We start from the raw sequence: 18,237 nt of genomic DNA, 5'->3' as shown, positions 1-18,237 counted from the left end.
CGTCCAGCTCAACCCGGCGAGGCACAACATGCGCGTCCGACCTTTCTGCGCGTTCTTCGCGCTTCTCATCCTCTCGCTTCCGGCGGTCACCCCGCTGGCGGCGCAGTCGGCTCCCGACCCGGCCGCCTACGAGACGCTCCGATGGCGGAACATTGGGCCGGAGGGGAACCGCTTCAGCGCGGCGGCGGGGATCCCCGGCCAGCCGTACACCTACTACGTGGGCGCGGCCTCGGGCGGGATCTACAAGACGACCGACGGCGGCGTGAACTGGGACGAGATGTTCGACGACCAGCCGGTGCAGTCGATCGGGTCGCTCGCCGTCTCCGTCGCGGATCCCAACATCGTCTGGGCGGGGACCGGGGAGGGGAAGATCCGCAGCCACATCTCCATCGGGCAGGGCGTGTACAAGTCGGCGGACGCGGGGGAGACGTGGACCCTCATGGGACTCGAGCCCACGGGACGGATCCCGCGCCTCGTCATCCATCCCTCGAACCCGGACATCGTCTTCGCGTGCGCGCTGGGCCACTCCTACGGGCCGCAGCCGGAGCGCGGCGTCTACCGCACGATGGACGGGGGCGAGAACTGGGAGCACGTCCTCTTCATCGACGAGGACACGGGGTGCTCGGACATCGCGATGGACCCGTCCAACCCGCGCATCCTCTTCGCCGGCACGTGGCAGCTCGAGATCCACACCTGGGGGCGCACGAGCGGCGGTCCGGGCGGGGGCCTGCACGTGTCGCGCGACGGCGGGGACACGTGGGAGAAGCTGAACGGCCCGGACAACGCGATCGGCCTGCCGAAGAAGCCGGTCGGCAAGGTGGCCGTCGCGGTCGCGCCCTCCAACCCGCAGCGCGTGTACGCGATGCTCGAGACGGGCGACGGGATCCCGTGGGATGGCGAGCCCACGGAGGACGGCCAGTTGTGGCGCTCGGAGGACGGGGGCCGCACGTGGGCGCTCATCACCCGCAACCGGAACGCGATGGGGCGCCCGCACTACTACTCTCGCGTCGTCATCTCGCCGGACGACGAGGACGAGGCCTACTTCCTCACCGCCTCCTTCACGGTGTCGACGGACGGGGGGCGCACGCTCGACGTGACGCCGCGCCCGCAGGCGCCGGGGGGCGACCACCACGACATGTGGATCGATCCCACGAACCCGGACCGCATGATCGTGGCGCACGACCAGGGGCTGTCGATCTCGATCAACCGCACGAAGACGTGGTTCCGGCAGCGGCTCACGAACGCGCAGATGTACCACGTGACGGTGGACAACGCGGTCCCCTACAACGTGCTCGGGAACAAGCAGGATGAGCCGACCTACCGCGGCCCGAGCAACAGCCGCATCCTCGGCACCCGGCGCATCAACCACATCCCGCGCGGCACGTGGCACCACGTCGGGGGAGGGGAGAGCGGCTTCGCCACGCCGGATCCGACCGACCCGAACATCGTGTGGTCCTCGGCCTCCGGGTCGGGGATGGTGGGCGGGATCGTCGTCCGCTACGAGGAGGAGCGCCGCCAGTACCGGCCCGTCGAGGTGTGGCCGGAGCAGAGCCGCGGGCCGGCCTCCGGCGTCCGCTACCGCTTCGTGTGGGACGCGCCGGTCCACATCTCCCCGCACGACAACGAGACGGTCTACGTGGGGAGCCAGCACGTGCACCGCACGCGGAACCGCGGGCAGAGTTGGGACGTTATCAGCCCGGACCTGACGCTGAACGACCAAAGCCGGATGGGGCTCTCGGGCGGGCTCACGGGCGACAATATCGGCGTGGAGTACGCGGGCACCGTGTTCGGCATCGCGGAGTCGCCGGTCGAGGCGGGCCTGATCTGGGCGGGCACGAACGACGGCAAGCTCCACATCACGCGGGACAACGGGGCGAACTGGACGGACGTGACGGGCAACGTCGGCGGGCTGCCGGAGTGGATCGCCGTGCGCAGCATCGCGCCCTCGCGCTACGACGCGGGCACCGCCTACATCGCGGCGGACGGCCACCAGGTGAACATCCGCGACCCGCACGTCTACCGGACGCGCGACTTCGGCGCCTCGTGGGAGAAGATCGTCGACGGGATCCCGCCCAGCATGCTGAGCTACACGAAGATCATCGTCGAGGACCCGGTGCGGCCGGGGATGCTCTACGTGGGCACGGAGAACGCGATCTACGTCTCCTTCAACGACGGGGACGACTGGCAGCCGCTGCAGAACAACCTGCCGGCGGCGCCCGTGTCGGGGATCGTGGTTCAGGAGCACTTCAACGACCTCGTGGTCGGCACGTACGGGCGCGGGTTCTGGATCCTGGACGACCTGTCGCCGATCCAGCAGATGACGCCGGAGGTGATGGCGTCGGCCTCGCACCTGTTCGCGCCGCGCGACGCGTACCGCTTCCGGCCCATCACGCCGCCCTCGATCCCGTACGACGACCCCACGATCGGAGAGGACCCGGAGTACGGCGCCTCGCTCAACTACTGGCTCGCGGCGGAGGCTTCGGAGGCCCCGACGATCGAGATCCTGGACGGCGACGGCGCTGTGGTGCGCACGCTGGAGGGGCCGAATCGCGCCGGTGTGAACCGGATCCACTGGGACCTGCGGGATGAACCCAACGAGCCGATTCGGATGCTCACGCCGCCCATGTACGCCGAGCACATCGAGGTGGGCGAGGAGGGAAGGCCGGCGCCCGGCGGGCAGCAGATCTCGATACTCATGCCGCCGGGGGAGTACACGGTGCGCCTCACGGCGGACGGGGAGACGCACGAGCAGCCGCTGACCGTACTCAAGGACCCGCATTCTGCCGGGACCGAGGCGGACATCGCCGAGCAACTGGCCTTCATCCGCGAGGTGCGGGAGGACGTCGTGCGGGCGGGCGAGGCGGTGCACCGGGTGGAGGCGATGCGTGTGCAGCTCGGAACGCTGGCGCGGTTCGCGGAGGACGGGGATCTCTCCGCGTCGGTGGACGACCTGCGGCAGAAGCTGATCGACCTGCAGGAGACGATGGTCGACCTGCGGCTCACGGGGCAGGGACAGGACGGGGTGCGCTTCGAGGCGCGGCTCCTCCAGAAGCTCGGCTACCTGACAGGTGCGCTGTCGATCGCGGACTTCCGGCCCACGGACCAGGAGATGGACGTGAAGGTGATCCTCCACGAGGCGCTGGAGGCGCACCTGGCCGAGCTGGAAGAGCTGGTGCGGACGGACGTCGCGGCGCTCAACGAGACGCTCCGCGGGCTCGGCATGCTCATCATCACCGACGACGCGTTCTGAGCCGCGGCGCCGCGGGACGTTCCCGCGGGAACGTCTTTCGGATTCGGCGCGATGGTTGGCGCGATGGCTGACGACGCGCGAAAAAGCTGCTTAGGAGAGGGGAACGCCATGATCGATCGACGAGGCTTCATCGGGGTCGGCGTTGCCGGGGGACTCGGCGCGGTTGCCGTCGCGTCGGGCTGCGCGCCCGAGGGCGGATCGCGCGATGTCGCCGCCGGGAGCGCGGAGGGCGATGCGGGCGGCGCGATGGCGGTGCCGCCGTTCGAACTGGACGAGGCGACGGTCGACGGACTCCAGGCGAGCATGGCGTCGGGCGAGCGCACGGCCCGCTCCATCGCGGAGATGTACCTGGAACGCATCGAGGCGCTGGACGGGCAGGGCCCGGAACTGCGTTCGATCATCGAGACGAACCCCGACGCGCTCGCCATCGCCGACGAACTGGACGCCGAGCGCGCGGCGGGCAGCGTCCGCGGCCCGTTGCACGGCATTCCGGTCGCGCTCAAGGACAACATCGATACGCACGACCGGATGACGACGACCGCGGGGTCGCTGGCGCTGGAGGGGTCGGTCCCGCCGCAGGACTCGTTCATCGCCGCCCGGCTGCGAGAGGCGGGCGCCATACCTTTTGCCAAGGCGAACCTCAGCGAGTGGGCCTACTTCCGCGGCGTGCGCGCGACCTCGGGCTGGAGCGCGCGGGGCGGCCAGTGCCGGAACCCCTACGCGCTCGACCGGAACCCCTGCGGCTCGAGTTCCGGCTCCGGCGTCGCGGCGTCGGCCAACCTGTGCGCGCTCACGGTGGGGACGGAGACGGGCGGCTCCATCATGTGCCCCTCGTCGAGCAACGGGATCGTGGGGATCAAGCCGACGGTCGGGCTGTGGAGCCGGGCCGGCGTCATCCCCATTTCGCACTCGCAGGACACGGCGGGACCCATGTGCCGGACGGTCCGCGACGCGGCGGCCCTGCTCGGCGCCTGCACGGGCGTCGACCCGCGAGATCCCGCCACCGCCGCGAGCGAAGGCCGCGCGCACACGGACTACACGCAGTTCCTCGACGCGGCGGGGCTCCAGGGGGCCCGCATCGGCGTCGTGCGCAGCTTCCCCGGCTTCGACCCGCGCGTGCTCGCGCTCTTCGACGAGGCGGTCGAGGCGATGCGGGTGGAGGGCGCGGTCATCATCGATCCCGCGAACATGGACGCGGCGGCGTGGAACGACCCGCTCTCGCTCGTCCTGCTGGAATACGAATTCAAGGCCGACCTCAACGCGTATCTCGAGGGACTGGGGTCGGACGCGCCGGTGAAGAGCCTCGCCGAGGTCATCGAGTTCAACGAGCGCAACGCGGACCGCGAGATGCCCCATTTCGGGCAGCAGCGCCTGATCGCTTCCCAGGCGCGCGGGCCGCTCACGGACCCCGAATACAGGAACGCCGTGGCCACGATTCAGCGCGCGAACCGGGAGGACGGGATCGACCGCCTCGCCCGGGAACACGACCTCGATGCGATCGTCGCGCCCACGCGCGACCTCCCGTGGCCGACCGACCACATCAAGGGCGACAGGCTCGATGGAGGGTCGTCGGCCGCGCCTGCCGCCATCGCCGGCTACCCGGACATCACGGTGCCGATGGGGTTCGTGCGCGGACTTCCGGCCGGCGTCTCGTTCTTCGGGCCGGCCTGGACGGAGCCCACGCTGCTCCGGATCGCCTACGCCTACGAGCAGGCCACACAGCAGCGCAGGGCGCCCACCTTTGCCGCAACGCTCGGCTGAACGCCGCTTCAGGCTCCGGCGGCCGATGGTCGTGAGCGGGGTCTCCGCTCCGCCGGGTTGAACTTCCGCCGGTAGAACCGCGTCCAGACGGCGATGGCCGGAATGCCGATTGCCGCCGGCAGAATCCAGGGCAGGATGCCCAGGGATCCCGCGATCTCGTACGGAAAGAGCCGCTGCGCCCCGAAGACGAAGAACGCGGTGTGGAAGGCGATGCCGCCGCCGAGCATCGAGCCCATGTGGCTGTAGAACCAGCCCATGCGTTCCGCCCCGGGGGTTCGCATGAGCCGCAGCATGCCCCGCCCTGTGAAGAGGCCGATCGGGCTCAGCCCCAGCAGCACCGGCGAGAGGTCGGACCACACACCCAGCGCGAAGGCGACGACGACGACGCTGCCGGCGATCGACGCCCACGCGAGCGCTTCGTGGAACGGGGTACGCAGTTCTTCCGGGGTCCGGCGCGTGGCCACGACCCGCATCGCCTGGCGCACCATGGCGAACGTCGTCACCCCGAGGTAGCCGAGGAACAGGGCGAAGCCGTAGAGGTCGGGCCGCTCCGTCACTCCGACACCCTGACTCAAATGGGTGCCGATACGCCCCGCCGCCACGATGACCGCCGACAGGGTCACGATGTACGCGCACCAGGTATAGACGAGTCCCGCCCGTACGTGCAGGCGACCTCCCTTGCGGGCGAACACGGGGATCCAGAATGCGGCGAGACCGACGAAGCCGGCCGCGACGTGTGCCTTGAGAAGGACGTCGAGCAGCGGGGTCATGACACGCGCTCCGGGCGCAACGCGAGCCGCCGGTCGATCGCCGCCAGCGTCTCATTGCACCACGTCACCTTCGACCCGATCGAGTGGATCCCCATCCGCAACGTCGCGAACTGATGGAATCCGGCGTCGCTGTACCGCTCTGGCGCACCGCCGTGGGCCGCGACGATCTCCCGTTCGAGGGCCCGCAGTTCGGCGAGCCAACGCGTCAGGTGGTCTCGCAGCGCTGTCATGAACGCACGTGTCTGCCGGAGGTCGCCCAGCGTGTCCATGAAGTAGATCTGTGCGAGGTACGCGAACCGTTCCGTCCCTACGACCGGATCGCCGCAGATCCAGCGTAGAAGCTCCGCGCGGCCCTCTTCCGTCAGCGTGTAGACGCGGCGGTTCGGCCCTTTCGGGGACGGCTCCAAGTGGCTGCGGAGCAGCCGCCTCCGCTCGAGCCGCTTGAGGGTCGGGTAGATCTGGCTGAGTTCGGCCGACCAGAAATGCCCGACGCCCTCGCGGAACGCGTCCTTAAGGTCGTAGCCAGTTGCCGGCTCGCGCAGCAGACCCAGCAGGATATGGTCGAGGCTCATCGGGGCGCTCTCGTTTTCGGTATACCAATGTAGATATACCTACTATATAAACACCGTTATAGCGGTGTCAAGCGGAGAGCGCCCGAGGACGCCGCGCTTCAGCCTCCGCGGACGAGGGCGATGCTCCCGTTCACCGTGCTCACCTCGATTTCCGGGCCTCCCGCGCCGATCTCGCCGGAAGCGGATTTCGGTCCCCAGCGCCCGCGGATGGTGAGCGGGAAATCCGTGTCGATGGAGCCGTTGACCGTCCGGATGTCGATGTCCGCGTTGGTCCCGGTCGGAAGCACGAGCTGGATGCCTCCGTTCACGGTCTTGAAGCGGAGGTCCTCGGAAGGTGCGCTTCCCAGTCGCGCCTCGATCGATCCGTTCACGGTTTCCGCCGACACCGGACCGTCGCCTTCGATCGCGATCCCGCCGTTCACCGTGCGCGCCTCCACCTCATCGGCGATGCCGCGCGCCTCGATGCCCCCGTTCACGCTCCGGGCCTCCAGTTCGACGCCGGCCGGAACCTCTACCGTGAAGTGTACCTTCACGTCGTTGTTCCGGACGCTCATCTCGTAGTCGTCGCCCCGCCCGCACCGGTTCGGGTCCCGCCCGCGCCGCGACGGGTAGACGGCGCAGATCAGGACGCCGCGCGAGTCCTCGACCACCTCGATGCGGACCGAATCCGGATCGTCATCATCCCATTCCTTCGTGGCCCGCACCTGGATCTGGCTGCCGCTCGCGGCGCTCGCCGTGATGGAGCCGTTCACGCCCCGGATCGTGACCGCGTCTCCGCGATCCACGGAGCCCTGCCATTCGAAGTCCTGGGCCCGCGTTTCGGCTGCCCCCCAGATCATCAGCCAGGCCGCTGCCGCGGCGAGTGGTCGCGCTGTATTCCGTACGGTATTCCGCATCATGCTGCTCCCGGTTTCGTGGGTTCGTAGCTAGTCGAGGTCGGGGGTGCGTTCCCCCGGCCGGATGAGGAGGATGTCTCCGTCGAACGACTTCAGCGTCACGGCGGCGGATCCGTCCCCGACCGTGAACTCGCCGCCCCGCAGACGGCCGCCCCGGAACTGGACGGGAAAGGAGGGGACGAGTTCTCCATCGAAGGTGGACACGGAGATGCGCGCCCCGGCGTTCTCCGGGACGGCGAACGTCACATCGCCGTCGTGGGTGCTGAGCGAGTAGCTGCCGTCCGCCTGAAGGGCGCCGTCGTACCAGACGTCACCGTCCACAACGGTGACCGCGATGGCCCGCGTTTCGGCGTTCGTGACGACGACGTCGGCGTCGATGCCGCTTACGCTCACCTCTCCCGCGACCCGGTCGAGCCACACGTCGCCGTCCGTCACGCTGACCGTCGCGGGCCCGGAGTTGGATATCGTCACGGCGCCGTCCAGCGTGGCGACGCTGACGCGGGCGGCCCCGTCGATCTCCACGTCTCCGTCGGCCGTTCTCACGGTCACCCCGCCACGGACGATGCCGGAGACCGTGATGTCGCCCTCGTGTCCGGCCACGCTCACGTCAACATCCTCCGGAAGCCAGATGAGGAAGTCCGCGCCGTCGCCGCCCCGGCTCGTGCCGAGCCGAATCGTGCCACCCGAAGATTGCACGCGAATGCTGCCGTCATCGTCGTCGAGCACGATCCGCGCCTCCCGGCCGCCCGTTCCCATCACGCGGATATCTCCGTCGCGGTGTTCGATCTCGATGCGCGCGCCCTCGGGCACCGCGAACGTCGTATCGCGCGCGCCGGGGTTCGTCGCTGCGAGAGCCGCCAGCAAAATCGTCGCCGGGGCCATCAGTCTGTCGCCGCGAGCTGTACGGCCTGGACAAGGAACTCCGATTTGCGCCGCATCGTGTTCTCCATGTGTTGCCGGATGTAGGGGTCATCGGGCAGCTCGAGCAGCGCCGCCCGAGCGTCCTCGATGGCCCGGTCGATCGTCACGAGAGCGCGGCGGATACGCGCCACGGTCTCCGGCGGCAGCGGCCGCTCCGCGTCGAACAGCACGCGTTCGAGTTCGGAGATGAGGCGGGCGTATTCCTCGGCGCTCGACCCGCCGTCCTCCAGCGTCGATTCCAGCGTCGAGACGCTTCGCACGGCCGGGGGCAGGAGCGACGGAGCGCCGAGCCCCGGGACGGCGCCCGCGGTGCCCGGGTTCCCCTCGATGTCGTCCCCCGCCACGGCCATCCACACGAGAGCGGCGGAGAGCCACACCAGCGCCACGCCGGCCGCGAGTTGCGGCGCGAAATGCGCGATGCGGCGGGCGGGCGATCTGCGCCGGGTCGGCGCTTCGGAGATGTCGGGCGCCGCGCCCGCGACACCGGCGGAGCGGGCGCCAATCCGTGCCGCGATGCCGGGCCAGAGATCCTCGGCGGGTTCGCGCGGACCGAGGCCCGCGGCCCGGTCCACCACCGCCTCGAGCTCGACGAGCGTCCGGGCGCAGTCCTCGCAACGCTCCAGGTGCCGCTCGACCAGGACCTCTTCCTCGGCGCCGAGGTTGCCGTCGATGTACTCTGAAAGACGGTCCCGAAAGCGATCCTTCCGCTGTTCTCGATCTGTCATCGGCTCACTTACCTGTCCAGGTGCCGTCTCAGAATCATCCGCGCCCGGTGCAGCTGGGACTTGGACGTACCGGCCGTGATGTCCATCCGCTCCGCGATCTCGCGGTGCTTGTATCCCTCCATGTCGTGCAGGACGAAGACCTCGCGCGCCCCATCCGGGAGCCGTTCGAGAGCGACCTCGAAGTCGAGGCGGATCTCGATGCTGTCGTGTCGCGCCCGGGCCGCCGCCAGCGGAAACTCGTTCGCCGTCTCCCGTTCCCTCTGCAGCTTCAGGGCTCGCAGCCGGCTGCACATGAGGTTCACCGCCAGCCGGTACAGCCACGAACTGAAAGCCGATTCGCCGCGGAACGTCCCGAGCTTCTCCCACGCCCGGACGAAGACGTCCTGCGTGAGTTCGTCCGCCCGTTCGCTCCCGGCCATTCGGCACGCGAGGCCGTAGATCCGCGACACGTGGGTGCGGTAAATGCGCTCGAACGCCTCGTCATCCCCGAACGCCGCCGCCCGCACGTCCGCCCCGACGCCGGCGGAAAGCTGCCCCTCCACCCCGGCGTCCGGCCCATGCTCCCGGGATTTGCCGTTCGGTTCGATCACGTCCTGGTCCGCGTTCCTGTTTCGATCTTGAGACGCACCCTGCGCCCGGAAGGTTGGAGTGCCGCGAGGTGCGCGCGCATCAGGGGTGACCGTCGGCGACATCCGCCCGGGGCTCGACCCGAAGCGAGATCACGCCGGCCAGGATGAGCGCGGCGCCGAACCACTGTCCGGCGGAAAGGCGGTCGCCCAGCACGGCGGCGGCGAGCGCGAGCGTCACGGCGGGCTCCATGGCGGCGGCGGTCGCCGCCCTGCCCGGGCCGATCCACTGGATCCCGATCAGGAAGGCGGTGATGGGGATGGCGGTCGAGAAGAGGCCGAGCGCGCCCAGCAGGAGAAGCGGTGTGGGGGCGAGGGGCACGCCGATTCCCCCCGTGGCGAGACCCGCGACCGAGATCGCGACGGCGGTGGAGGCCAGTACCGTGGCCGTGGCAGAGATGGGTGGAAGCCCGGCAAAGACTCCGTGGCTCCGCACGATCCACGACGCCAGGAACACGACCGCGAGCATGACGAGTCCCACGCCCAGCGCATCGCCCCCTCCGAGTCCGGTTCCGACGGTCAGCGCGCACCCGATGGTCGTGAGCACCAGGGCGGCGATGCGACGCAGAGTCAGCCGCTCGCCGACCCAGAACCGCGCCAGGAGCACGGTCATCGCCGGATAGCTGAACAGGACCAGCGTCGCGACCGAGGCCGGCAGACGGTCGAGGCCGAGCATGTAGCACACCGAATTGAATGCGTACAGCAGACCGAGCAGGACGAGGCCGGTCAGTCGTCCGCGCGGAGGCCGGGGCCGCCCGGTCGCGACGACGAAGATCCACAGCAAGCCGCTCCCGAGCAGGAAGCGCCACGCCAGCAGCGGCAGGACGTCGACTCCCGCGGCGAGCGCGAGCTTGGCGAAGATCGGCAGGGCCCCGTATCCGAGGGAGGCAAGGAATACGACGAGAAGACCCCGAGTGATCCTGCGCATGCGCGAATCTCGCTTCGCCAACCGCGAGTCGCCACTTTCAACGCCCGGACCACGCCCCGGATCACGCCCGGGGCGGTCAAGGAGGGAAGGGAGAAGGCACATGGCGATTTCGGAGCTTTCGCGTGCGGTGGCAGCCGCCCTCCTGGGGTGCGCGGCGGTGGCCTGTTCGGTCTGGGTGGAGACGCCTGGCGACACACCCGCCGCCTCGGAGGATTCGGGCGCGGAAGCTCCGGGACCGCTCGACCTGGAAGGCTACAGCCTCGTGGACCTCAGCCACGCCTTCGGCGACGAGACGGTGTACTGGCCGACGGACACGGCGGGGTTCGCGCTGGAACAACTGGCCTTCGGCGAGACCGAGGGCGGCTACTTCTACTCCGCCTACGCCCTGGCGACGGCCGAGCACGGCGGCACCCACATCGATGCCCCCATCCATTTCCTCGAGGGAGGGCCGGACGTCGCATCGATCCCGCTCGGGCGGCTCATCGGTCCGGCGGTCGTGATCGATATGGCCGCTCAGGCGGCCGAAGATGCCGACTATCGGCTGACCGTGGCCGATGTCGAGGCGCACGAGGCGGAGCACGGCCGGATCGAGCCCGGGAGCCTCGTTCTCCTTCGTACGGGATGGAGCGCGCGCTGGCCCGACGCCCTGTCATACCTCGGCGACGACACGCCCGGGGATGCCTCGCAACTCCACTTTCCGAGCTACGGCGAGGCGGCCGCGCGCCTCCTCGTCGAGGAGCGCGGAGCCGCCGCCCTCGGAGCCGATGTGGCTTCCATCGACTACGGGGCGTCCACCGATTTCATCGTACACCAGGTCGTCGCCGCGGCGAACGCGCCGGGTCTCGAGAATCTCACGAACCTCGACCGCCTTCCGGCACGCGGCGCGACGGTCATCGCCCTCCCGATGAAGATCTCGGGCGGATCGGGCGGTCCCCTGCGCGCGGTCGCGCTCGTGCCGCCCTCGAATTGACCAGGCTCCCTTCCGGCTGCTCTTTCCGGCCGCTCTTTCCGGCTGCGCGGAGTCACCCGACATTGCCCGACGTCTGCCCACGACTGCGCGACATTGTCCGCGACACCCTTGGAGGAGGCCTCCCGATGCCCCGGAAGCACGCGTTCGCCGCCCGAACTTTCGCCCTGTGCGCGTCCCTCGCCATGGTCGTCTTCGCGCCGCTCGCCGCCCAGTCGGGCCGCATGGCGGCGCCGTCGCGGGGGGGCATGGTCGTGAGCAGCCACTACCTCGCCTCGGAAGCGGGCCAGGAGATTCTGAACCGGGGCGGTAACGCGGTCGACGCGGCGGTGGCCACGGCCTTTGCGCTGGCCGTGACGCTGCCCTCGGCCGGCAACGTGGGGGGCGGCGGTTTCCTCGTGTACCACGGGGCGGACGGGGAAGTGACGACGTTCAACTTCCGCGAGAAGGCCGCGCTCGCGGCGACGGAGCGCATGTACCTGGGCGCAAACGGCGAAGTCCGGGACAACTCGAACCACATCGGCCTGCTCGCCGTCGGGGTGCCCGGCACCGTGGCCGGCATGTGGAAGGCGCACCAGCGCCTGGGCCGGCTGCCGTGGGCGGATCTCGTCGAACCGGCGATCCGGCTGGCCGAGGACGGCATGCCCTCCACGTGGGCGATGCAGAACTGGCTCCGCTCCCTGCCTGGCCGCGCAGGGCCGCTCTACGACGCGACCCGCCAGGCCTTCCTCAAGGACGGCGTCCGCCTGTACGAGCCGGGGGAGACCTTCCGGCAGCCGGACCTCGCCGAGACGCTGCGCCGCATCCGGAGCGACGGACACGACGGCTTCTACCGCGGCAGGACGGCGAAGCTGCTGGCCGACTTCATGGCCGAGCACGGAGGTCTCATCACGGAGGAAGACCTGGCGCGCTACGAGGCGGACGAGCTGACCCCGATCCACGGGACGTACCGGGGTTACGACGTCTATTCGATGCCGCCGCCCAGTTCGGGCGGCACGGGGCTCGTGGAGATGCTCAACATCCTCGAGGGATACGACCTGGCGGAGATCGGCCACAACTCGGCGCTGTACCTGCACCTGCTCACCGAGTCGATGCGGCGCTCGTACGCGGACCGGGCGCTCCATCTCGGAGACCCGAAGTTCAATCCGGAGATGCCGATCGACCGTTTGACCTCCAAGGAATACGCCGGGCTCCTGAGGGCGAGCATCGACATGGAGCGCGCCTCCCGGAGTGATTCGGCGGCCTTCAACGGCGCCTTCCTGCACGAGAGCGAGGAGACGACCCACTACTCCGTGGTGGACGCCGAGGGGAACGCCGTCGCGGTCACGTACACGCTCGAGTTCGGCTACGGGTCCAGCATCGTCGTCCCCGGCGCGGGTTTTCTGCTGAACAACGAACTGGGCGACTTCAACGCGGTCCCCGGCCGCACCAATTCACGCGGTACGATCGGGACGCCGCCCAATCTCGTGGCGCCCGAGAAGCAGCCGCTGTCCAGCATGACGCCGACGATCGTCGCGCGCGACGGCCGGCCGGTGCTCGCGATCGGGAGTCCGGGCGGACGGACGATCATCAACACCACGCTGCAGGTCGTGCTGAACGTCGTCGACCACGGGATGACCGGGTCGCAGTTCGGCCGGGCCATCGAGTCGCCCCGCATCCACCACCAGTGGCTGCCCGACGTGACCTCGTTCGAGGAGTGGGGCTTCTCGCCCGACACGAAGCGTCTCTACGAAGGCTTGGGACACGCGACGCGGACCCGGGGCGGACAGGGGCAGGCGATGGGGATCTACATCGACTGGGACACGGGACTCCGCTGGGGCGCCTCCGACAGCCGCGCCTTCGACGGCGGCGCCCGCGGCAACTAGCCGGCTGCGGGAACACTGACGGCTGACGGCTCCGGGCCTTCCTGGCCCGTCACGGCCGGGGAGCGCCCTCCCACCCCGGGCCCCGGACCACGCGCCCGGGTGTGGCGCCCGTCGGCACGCCCCCTGAAAGCACCCGCACGCCGTTCACGAACACATCGCGGACGCCCGTCGCCAGCCGGTGCGGCTCCTCGAACGTCGCATGGTCCGCGATCGTGGCGGGGTCGAAGATCACGACGTCGGCGAAATATCCCGGCGCGAGCCGGCCGCGCCCCTCCAGCCTGAGGTTGGCGGCCGGCAGCGACGTGAGTTTCCGGACCGCTTCCTCCAGCGGGATGATGCCTTCGTCGCGCACGTACCGGCCGAGCAGCCGCGCGAAGTTGCCGTACGCGCGCGGGTGCGTGCTCGAGCGCACGAAAGGTTCCTCCGGGGCGAGCGATCCCGCGTCGGACCCGAAGCTCACCCACGGCAGCGCGATCTGACGCCGCACGTTGTCCTCCGACATCATGAAATAGACCGTCCCCACGCGGCTGTCGTCCTGCACCACGAGGTCCATCGCGGTTTCTTCGATGCCCGTGCCCCGCGACTCCGCCACCTCGGCGAGCGTGCGGCCCGTCAGGTACTTGAGGGAATCCTGGCGGAAGCCGACGAGGAGGGCGCGGTCGGGGGAGCCGGCGGCGAGCAGCAGGTTCTCCCACTCATCGGTGGGCGTCCGCATCTCCGCCGCGATCCGCTCGCGCGTTTCGGCGTCGCGGAGGCGCTCGATCATCGCGGCGTGGCCACCTTCGTGGATCCACGGCGGCATCGCCGCATCGAGCCCGGTCGAGCCGGCCGTGTAGGTGTACATGTCGGCCGTGATCTCGAGTCCCTCCTCCCGCGCCCGCTCCACGCGCTCGATGACCTCGCCGAGCTTCGCCCAGTTGTCGCTCCCGGCGGCCTTCAGGTGATAGATCTCCGCTCTCACGCCGGCTTCCCGGGCGATCGCGATCAGTTCGTCCACGGACTCGATGAGCCGGTTCCCCTCGCTCCGCATGTGGGAGATGTAGCCGCCGCCGAACTCGCCGGCCGCGCTCGCGAGCGCAATGAGTTCATCGGTGTCGGCGTAGAAGGCCGGGGCGTAGATGAGCGACGATCCGACGCCGAGCGCGCCCTCGCGCATCGCCTCCCGCACGAGATCCTGCATCCGCCCGAGTTCGTCGGGCGTCGGGGGTCGGTCCTCGTGGCCGACCTCGTGCACGCGCACGGTCGTGGCCCCGATGTAGGAGGCGACGTTGGTCGCGACGCCGCGTTCCACGAGGTGGTCCAGGTACTCCCCGAGCGACGTCCACGGCACCTCGAAGCGCACGTCGCCCTGACGGCCCAGCATGTCCGCCTTCATCTCCGGATTCAGCGGTCCCATGGAGTTGCCCTCGCCGAACACCTCGAGCGTAACGCCCTGGCGGATGTCGCTCAGCGAACGGCCATCGACGATGAGCGACTCGGTCGCCCACGAGAGCATGTTGATGAAGCCGGGGGACACCGCGAGCCCGGCCGCGTCGACCGTCAGGCCGGCGGACGCCGAGGCGAAGTCGCCGATGCCCGCGATCGTGTCGCCGGCGATCGCCACGTCCGCGGCGCGCGGGGCGTCTCCGGACCCGTCGTAGACCGTCCCCGCGCGGATGAGGATGTCGTAATCGGGCGCCGGCGCCGCGCAGGCCCACGCAACGACCGGCGCCATCAGCGCGGCGCGCAAGATCTGTCGAATCACGAATGATCCTCCCGCCAGGAGTGTAGCTGCGGCCACAGGGTTCTGCCCGCGAGGTGGGACTGGCGCGACCGCGCGCTTACCTTGCAATGAACCCACGTAACGATACCGTCCGCGCGGCCTCGCCGCCTGCGGGCACTGTCTCGGTTTCAGGGAGGACGAGAATGGCTCAATCAGTGAAATCGCTTCGCATCGGCACGGTGGCTGCGGTCGCCGGAATCCTCTTCGTACTCATCCTGCTCGTGTTCGGCTTCAACCGCATCGACGAGTACGAGGTGGCGGTCAAACGGAACCCCGTCACCGGGGCCGTCGCGTCCCGCCCCTACACGCAGGGGCTGCACCACAACATCCTGCGCTCGTGGACGAACTATCCGCTGCGGGAAGTCCAGTATCCCGCCGGCGGCCAGGCCGAGCGTCTGGACGCCCTCACCTCCGACCAGCTCCAGATCGCCGTCGACGCGGCGTATCGCTACCGGATCAACGCGGACAGCGTCGTCCATCTCTACCTGACGGTGGGGAATGAGAACGCGGTCGCCTCGTTCGTCTACAACACCTACCGCTCCGCCATCCGCGACGCGATCGCCGAGATCGAGGCCTCCGACATCCTGTCCACGAACCGGACGGGCATCTCCGGCCGCATCGAGGCCCTGATGACGAGCCGCCTCAATCCGCGCGGGGTCGAGATCACCGACTTCTTCGTGCGCGAGGTCGTGCCGCCGGAGACGATCCGGGAGGCGATCGAGGCCAAGCTGTCGCGCGAGCAGCAGGTGCAGTCCGAGGAGTACCAGACCCAGGTCGTCGTCGAACAGGCGAACCAGCAGCGCGCCGAGGCCGAGGGTATCCGGGACGCGCAGGACATCATCGCGGAGAGTCTCGCCGGCATCTCGGGCCAGCGCTACCTGTACTGGCGCTACCTGGAGATGCTCGGGAAGATCGGCGAGGGCGAGAACAACATGGTCATCGCGCCGACCGAGGGGGGCATCCCGCTCTTCTTCGCGCCGGACCGCTAGCCGGAGCTGCTACAGCCGGGCAACCGGCCGACCTCCCCGGAGTGTCCGACCCGGCAGGAAACGAAGGCGGTAGCTCACGACTTGGGGAATGATCCCGGGGGAGGATACATGAAGAACTGGAAGGATGCGCTCGCGGTCGGGCTTGCGGTCGCGTTGGTCGCCGGGCTGTACGCGAGCCTGGCGCCCGTCGCGGCCCAGGAGGAGGATGAGGACGAGCGGCGCGAACAGGTCCGGGTGGCCTTTTCCGGGGGTGGCGCGTACCTCGGCGTGGAGATCCTGGATGTCGACGGGAATCGCGCCTCGGAGCTCGGGATGTCTCGCCCGTACGGTGTCTACATCGACGGCGTCATCGATGGCGAACCGGCGGCCGAGGCCGGCGTCGAGGAGGGAGACGTGGTCGTGGCCTGGAACGGCGACCGCGTCGAGAGCGTCGCACAACTTCGACGGTTGGTGAGCGAGACGCCGCCCGGGCGTGTCGTGGATCTGACAGTGCTCCGCGACGGGGCGGAACGCGACGTGTCCGTCGAACTCGGCGATCGGATGGGCATATTCTCGGGGGCCCGCGGCCTGACGTTCCTGTCTCCGCAGGTCGAGCTGACGCGAGTCTACCCCTCGTCTTCGCGCGATGCGCGGGAGCGGGCGCGCGAGTTGCAGCGGGCGCGCGAGTTGCAGGAACGGGCGCGCGAGATGGAGGTACGGGTTCGGGAGGCGGCCGAGGGAATGGGTCGCGCCTTCTACTTGGCGGGGCGCCCGCGGCTCGGCGCCAACACGCAGAGCCTGGGCGACCAGCTCGCGGAGTACTTCGGCGTGGAAGGCGGCGTCCTCGTCACCTCGGTCCACGAGGATACGCCGGCCGCGGAGGGCGGCCTGCGGGCGGGCGACGTGATCGTCGGACTCGGCGACGAGGACATCGACGACCCCGGCGACCTGCGGGAGGCCCTGGCGGACGTCGAGCCGGGCGAGGTGTCGGTACGCATCGTCCGCGACGGCGCGGAGCTGACGCTCACGGTCGAGTTGGAGGAACCGGAGGATCCGTTCCGGTGGCGGCGGCGGGGCGTGGACGGCCTCGACGGCTAGCGCCGTTGCCGCCACACTAGTCGAACAGGCCCAGTTGGGGGCCGGCCCGCGGCGGTCGGAAGTGTTCCGCCGCGAGGTCGTAGTCGCGCGGCTCGATTCCGTGCTTCGCACGCGCCAGTGAGAAGAGCCGCGCGACCTGTTCGGCGAACGGGCCGCGCCCGCGCATCCGCTCGCCGTAGTTCGACGCATAGAGGCTCCCGCCTCTCAACTCCCGCATGCGGTTGAGCACCTTGTCCGCCCGGTCCGGACAGTTCCGCCGCAGCCAGTCCTCGAACAGGGCGGCGACCCCGAACGGAAGGCGAAGCATGATGTAGATTGCCCGCCCCGCCCCCGCCTGCGCCGCCGCCTCCACGATGGCGGGGATCTCGTGGTCCGTGAGTCCGGGGATCACGGGCGCCACGTTCACGCCCACCGGGATGCCCGCGTCCGCCAGGCGCGCGATCGCGTCGAGCCGCCGCTCGGGGGTCGAGGCCCGCGGCTCCAGCCTTCGCTGCAGCGCGCGATCCAGCGTCGTGATGGAGAGTTGAACCCGCACGGCGTCGTAACGCGCGAGTTCGCGCAGGAGGTCGATGTCCCGCGTCACCCGGTGGTGCTTGGTCACGATCCCGACCGGGTTCCGGGCTTCGACCAGCACTTCGAGGCAGCGGCGAGTGATCCCGAGGCGGCGCTCCACGGGCTGGTACGGGTCCGTCACCCCGCTCAGCACGAGCACCTGCGGTTTCCACCGCGGCGAGGCCAGTTCGCGTCTGAGCAGCGCCGGGGCCTCCGGCTTCACCAGAATCCGGCTCTCGAAGTCGAGTCCCGCAGAGAGCCCGAAGTACTCGTGCGTGGGTCGCGCGTAGCAGTACGAACACCCGGTCTCGCACCCGCGGTACGGGTTCAGGCTCGCGTCGAAACCGAGGTCCGGACTGTTGTTGTAGGAGATGATCGTGCGGGAGCGGTCCACCAGAATCTCCGTCTGCGGATCCGGATCGGACACGAGCGTCCAGGCCTCCCGCTCAACCGCGAGAGGAAGGAAGCGGTTCGCCGGGTTGTGCGCGCTCCCACGCCCGCGAATCGAGCGCCGTTCTTCCGAAACTCCGGGCATTGTCCTCCGCATCCTCGGGACCGCTGATTTCGGTATTTATT

Annotated in this window: 15 protein-coding genes; 6 read left to right on the top strand and 9 right to left on the bottom strand. The window is 69.7% G+C overall.

The window, feature by feature from the left end; translation table 11 throughout:
- Positions 1-28 precede the first annotated feature (28 nt).
- Positions 29-3,250: a sialidase gene (locus ACOGXI_RS05520; protein ID WP_419937884.1), complete on the top strand. Its 3,222-nt coding sequence runs from the start codon at positions 29-31 to the stop codon at positions 3,248-3,250.
- A gap of 108 nt (positions 3,251-3,358) precedes the next feature.
- Positions 3,359-5,011 (top strand): amidase, encoded by a 1,653-nt coding sequence (locus ACOGXI_RS05515; RefSeq protein ID WP_419937883.1) that lies wholly within the window; start codon positions 3,359-3,361, stop codon positions 5,009-5,011.
- An 8-nt stretch (positions 5,012-5,019) separates the two neighbouring features.
- On the opposite strand, the gene ACOGXI_RS05510 is transcribed toward ACOGXI_RS05515, so the two are convergent.
- From ACOGXI_RS05510 to ACOGXI_RS05480, 7 genes are all read right to left on the bottom strand, one after another.
- Entirely contained in the window at positions 5,020-5,781 is a 762-nt protein-coding gene (locus tag ACOGXI_RS05510; protein ID WP_419937882.1) for a hypothetical protein, read from the bottom strand.
- Entirely contained in the window at positions 5,778-6,353 is a 576-nt protein-coding gene (locus ACOGXI_RS05505; RefSeq protein ID WP_419937881.1) for a PadR family transcriptional regulator, read from the bottom strand. Before ACOGXI_RS05505 ends, ACOGXI_RS05510 begins: the two co-directional genes overlap by 4 nt.
- 98 nt (positions 6,354-6,451) lie before the next feature.
- Positions 6,452-7,192, bottom strand: a complete 741-nt coding sequence (locus ACOGXI_RS05500) for a DUF4097 family beta strand repeat-containing protein (RefSeq protein ID WP_419937880.1) — start codon at positions 7,190-7,192, stop codon at positions 6,452-6,454.
- A gap of 87 nt (positions 7,193-7,279) precedes the next feature.
- Positions 7,280-8,131: a DUF4097 family beta strand repeat-containing protein gene (locus tag ACOGXI_RS05495; RefSeq protein WP_419937879.1), complete on the bottom strand. Its 852-nt coding sequence runs from the start codon at positions 8,129-8,131 to the stop codon at positions 7,280-7,282.
- Positions 8,131-8,895 (bottom strand): zf-HC2 domain-containing protein, encoded by a 765-nt coding sequence (locus tag ACOGXI_RS05490; RefSeq protein ID WP_419937878.1) that lies wholly within the window; start codon positions 8,893-8,895, stop codon positions 8,131-8,133. Before ACOGXI_RS05490 ends, ACOGXI_RS05495 begins: the two co-directional genes overlap by 1 nt.
- Before the next feature lie 8 nt (positions 8,896-8,903).
- The gene (locus tag ACOGXI_RS05485; protein ID WP_419937877.1) at positions 8,904-9,485 is read right to left on the bottom strand and encodes an RNA polymerase sigma factor; all 582 of its coding nucleotides are present in this window, start codon (positions 9,483-9,485) and stop codon (positions 8,904-8,906) included.
- A 79-nt stretch (positions 9,486-9,564) separates the two neighbouring features.
- Entirely contained in the window at positions 9,565-10,449 is an 885-nt protein-coding gene (locus tag ACOGXI_RS05480) for a DMT family transporter (protein ID WP_419937876.1), read from the bottom strand.
- Positions 10,450-10,549: 100 nt separating this feature from the next.
- Between ACOGXI_RS05480 and ACOGXI_RS05475 the strand changes: the two genes are divergently transcribed.
- On the top strand, positions 10,550-11,419 hold the full coding sequence (locus tag ACOGXI_RS05475; protein ID WP_419937875.1) for a cyclase family protein: 870 nt from the start codon (positions 10,550-10,552) through the stop codon (positions 11,417-11,419).
- A gap of 125 nt (positions 11,420-11,544) precedes the next feature.
- Positions 11,545-13,281, top strand: a complete 1,737-nt coding sequence (gene ggt / locus ACOGXI_RS05470) for a gamma-glutamyltransferase (protein ID WP_419937874.1) — start codon at positions 11,545-11,547, stop codon at positions 13,279-13,281.
- Positions 13,282-13,330: 49 nt separating this feature from the next.
- On the opposite strand, the gene ACOGXI_RS05465 is transcribed toward ggt, so the two are convergent.
- A complete protein-coding gene (locus ACOGXI_RS05465) occupies positions 13,331-14,995 on the bottom strand; it encodes an N-acyl-D-amino-acid deacylase family protein (protein WP_419940160.1) in 1,665 nt (554 codons plus the stop codon).
- Between the two features lie 191 nt (positions 14,996-15,186).
- On the opposite strand from ACOGXI_RS05465, the gene ACOGXI_RS05460 reads away from it, so the two are divergent.
- The gene (locus tag ACOGXI_RS05460; RefSeq protein ID WP_419937873.1) at positions 15,187-16,032 is read left to right on the top strand and encodes a prohibitin family protein; all 846 of its coding nucleotides are present in this window, start codon (positions 15,187-15,189) and stop codon (positions 16,030-16,032) included.
- A gap of 108 nt (positions 16,033-16,140) precedes the next feature.
- The gene (locus tag ACOGXI_RS05455) at positions 16,141-17,109 is read left to right on the top strand and encodes a PDZ domain-containing protein (protein WP_419937872.1); all 969 of its coding nucleotides are present in this window, start codon (positions 16,141-16,143) and stop codon (positions 17,107-17,109) included.
- Positions 17,110-17,125: 16 nt separating this feature from the next.
- Here the strand turns inward: ACOGXI_RS05455 and ACOGXI_RS05450 are convergent, their stop codons facing one another.
- Positions 17,126-18,196, bottom strand: coding sequence for a PA0069 family radical SAM protein (locus tag ACOGXI_RS05450; protein ID WP_419937871.1), 1,071 nt, complete (start codon positions 18,194-18,196; stop codon positions 17,126-17,128).
- Positions 18,197-18,237 lie beyond the last annotated feature (41 nt).

The organism is Candidatus Palauibacter sp. (assembly GCF_965208055.1).
In the GTDB taxonomy this organism is placed as follows: Bacteria; Gemmatimonadota; Gemmatimonadetes; order Palauibacterales; family Palauibacteraceae; genus Palauibacter.
The sequence above is the reverse complement of the archived record's forward strand: the minus strand, read 5'-3'. Positions and strand labels throughout refer to the sequence as shown.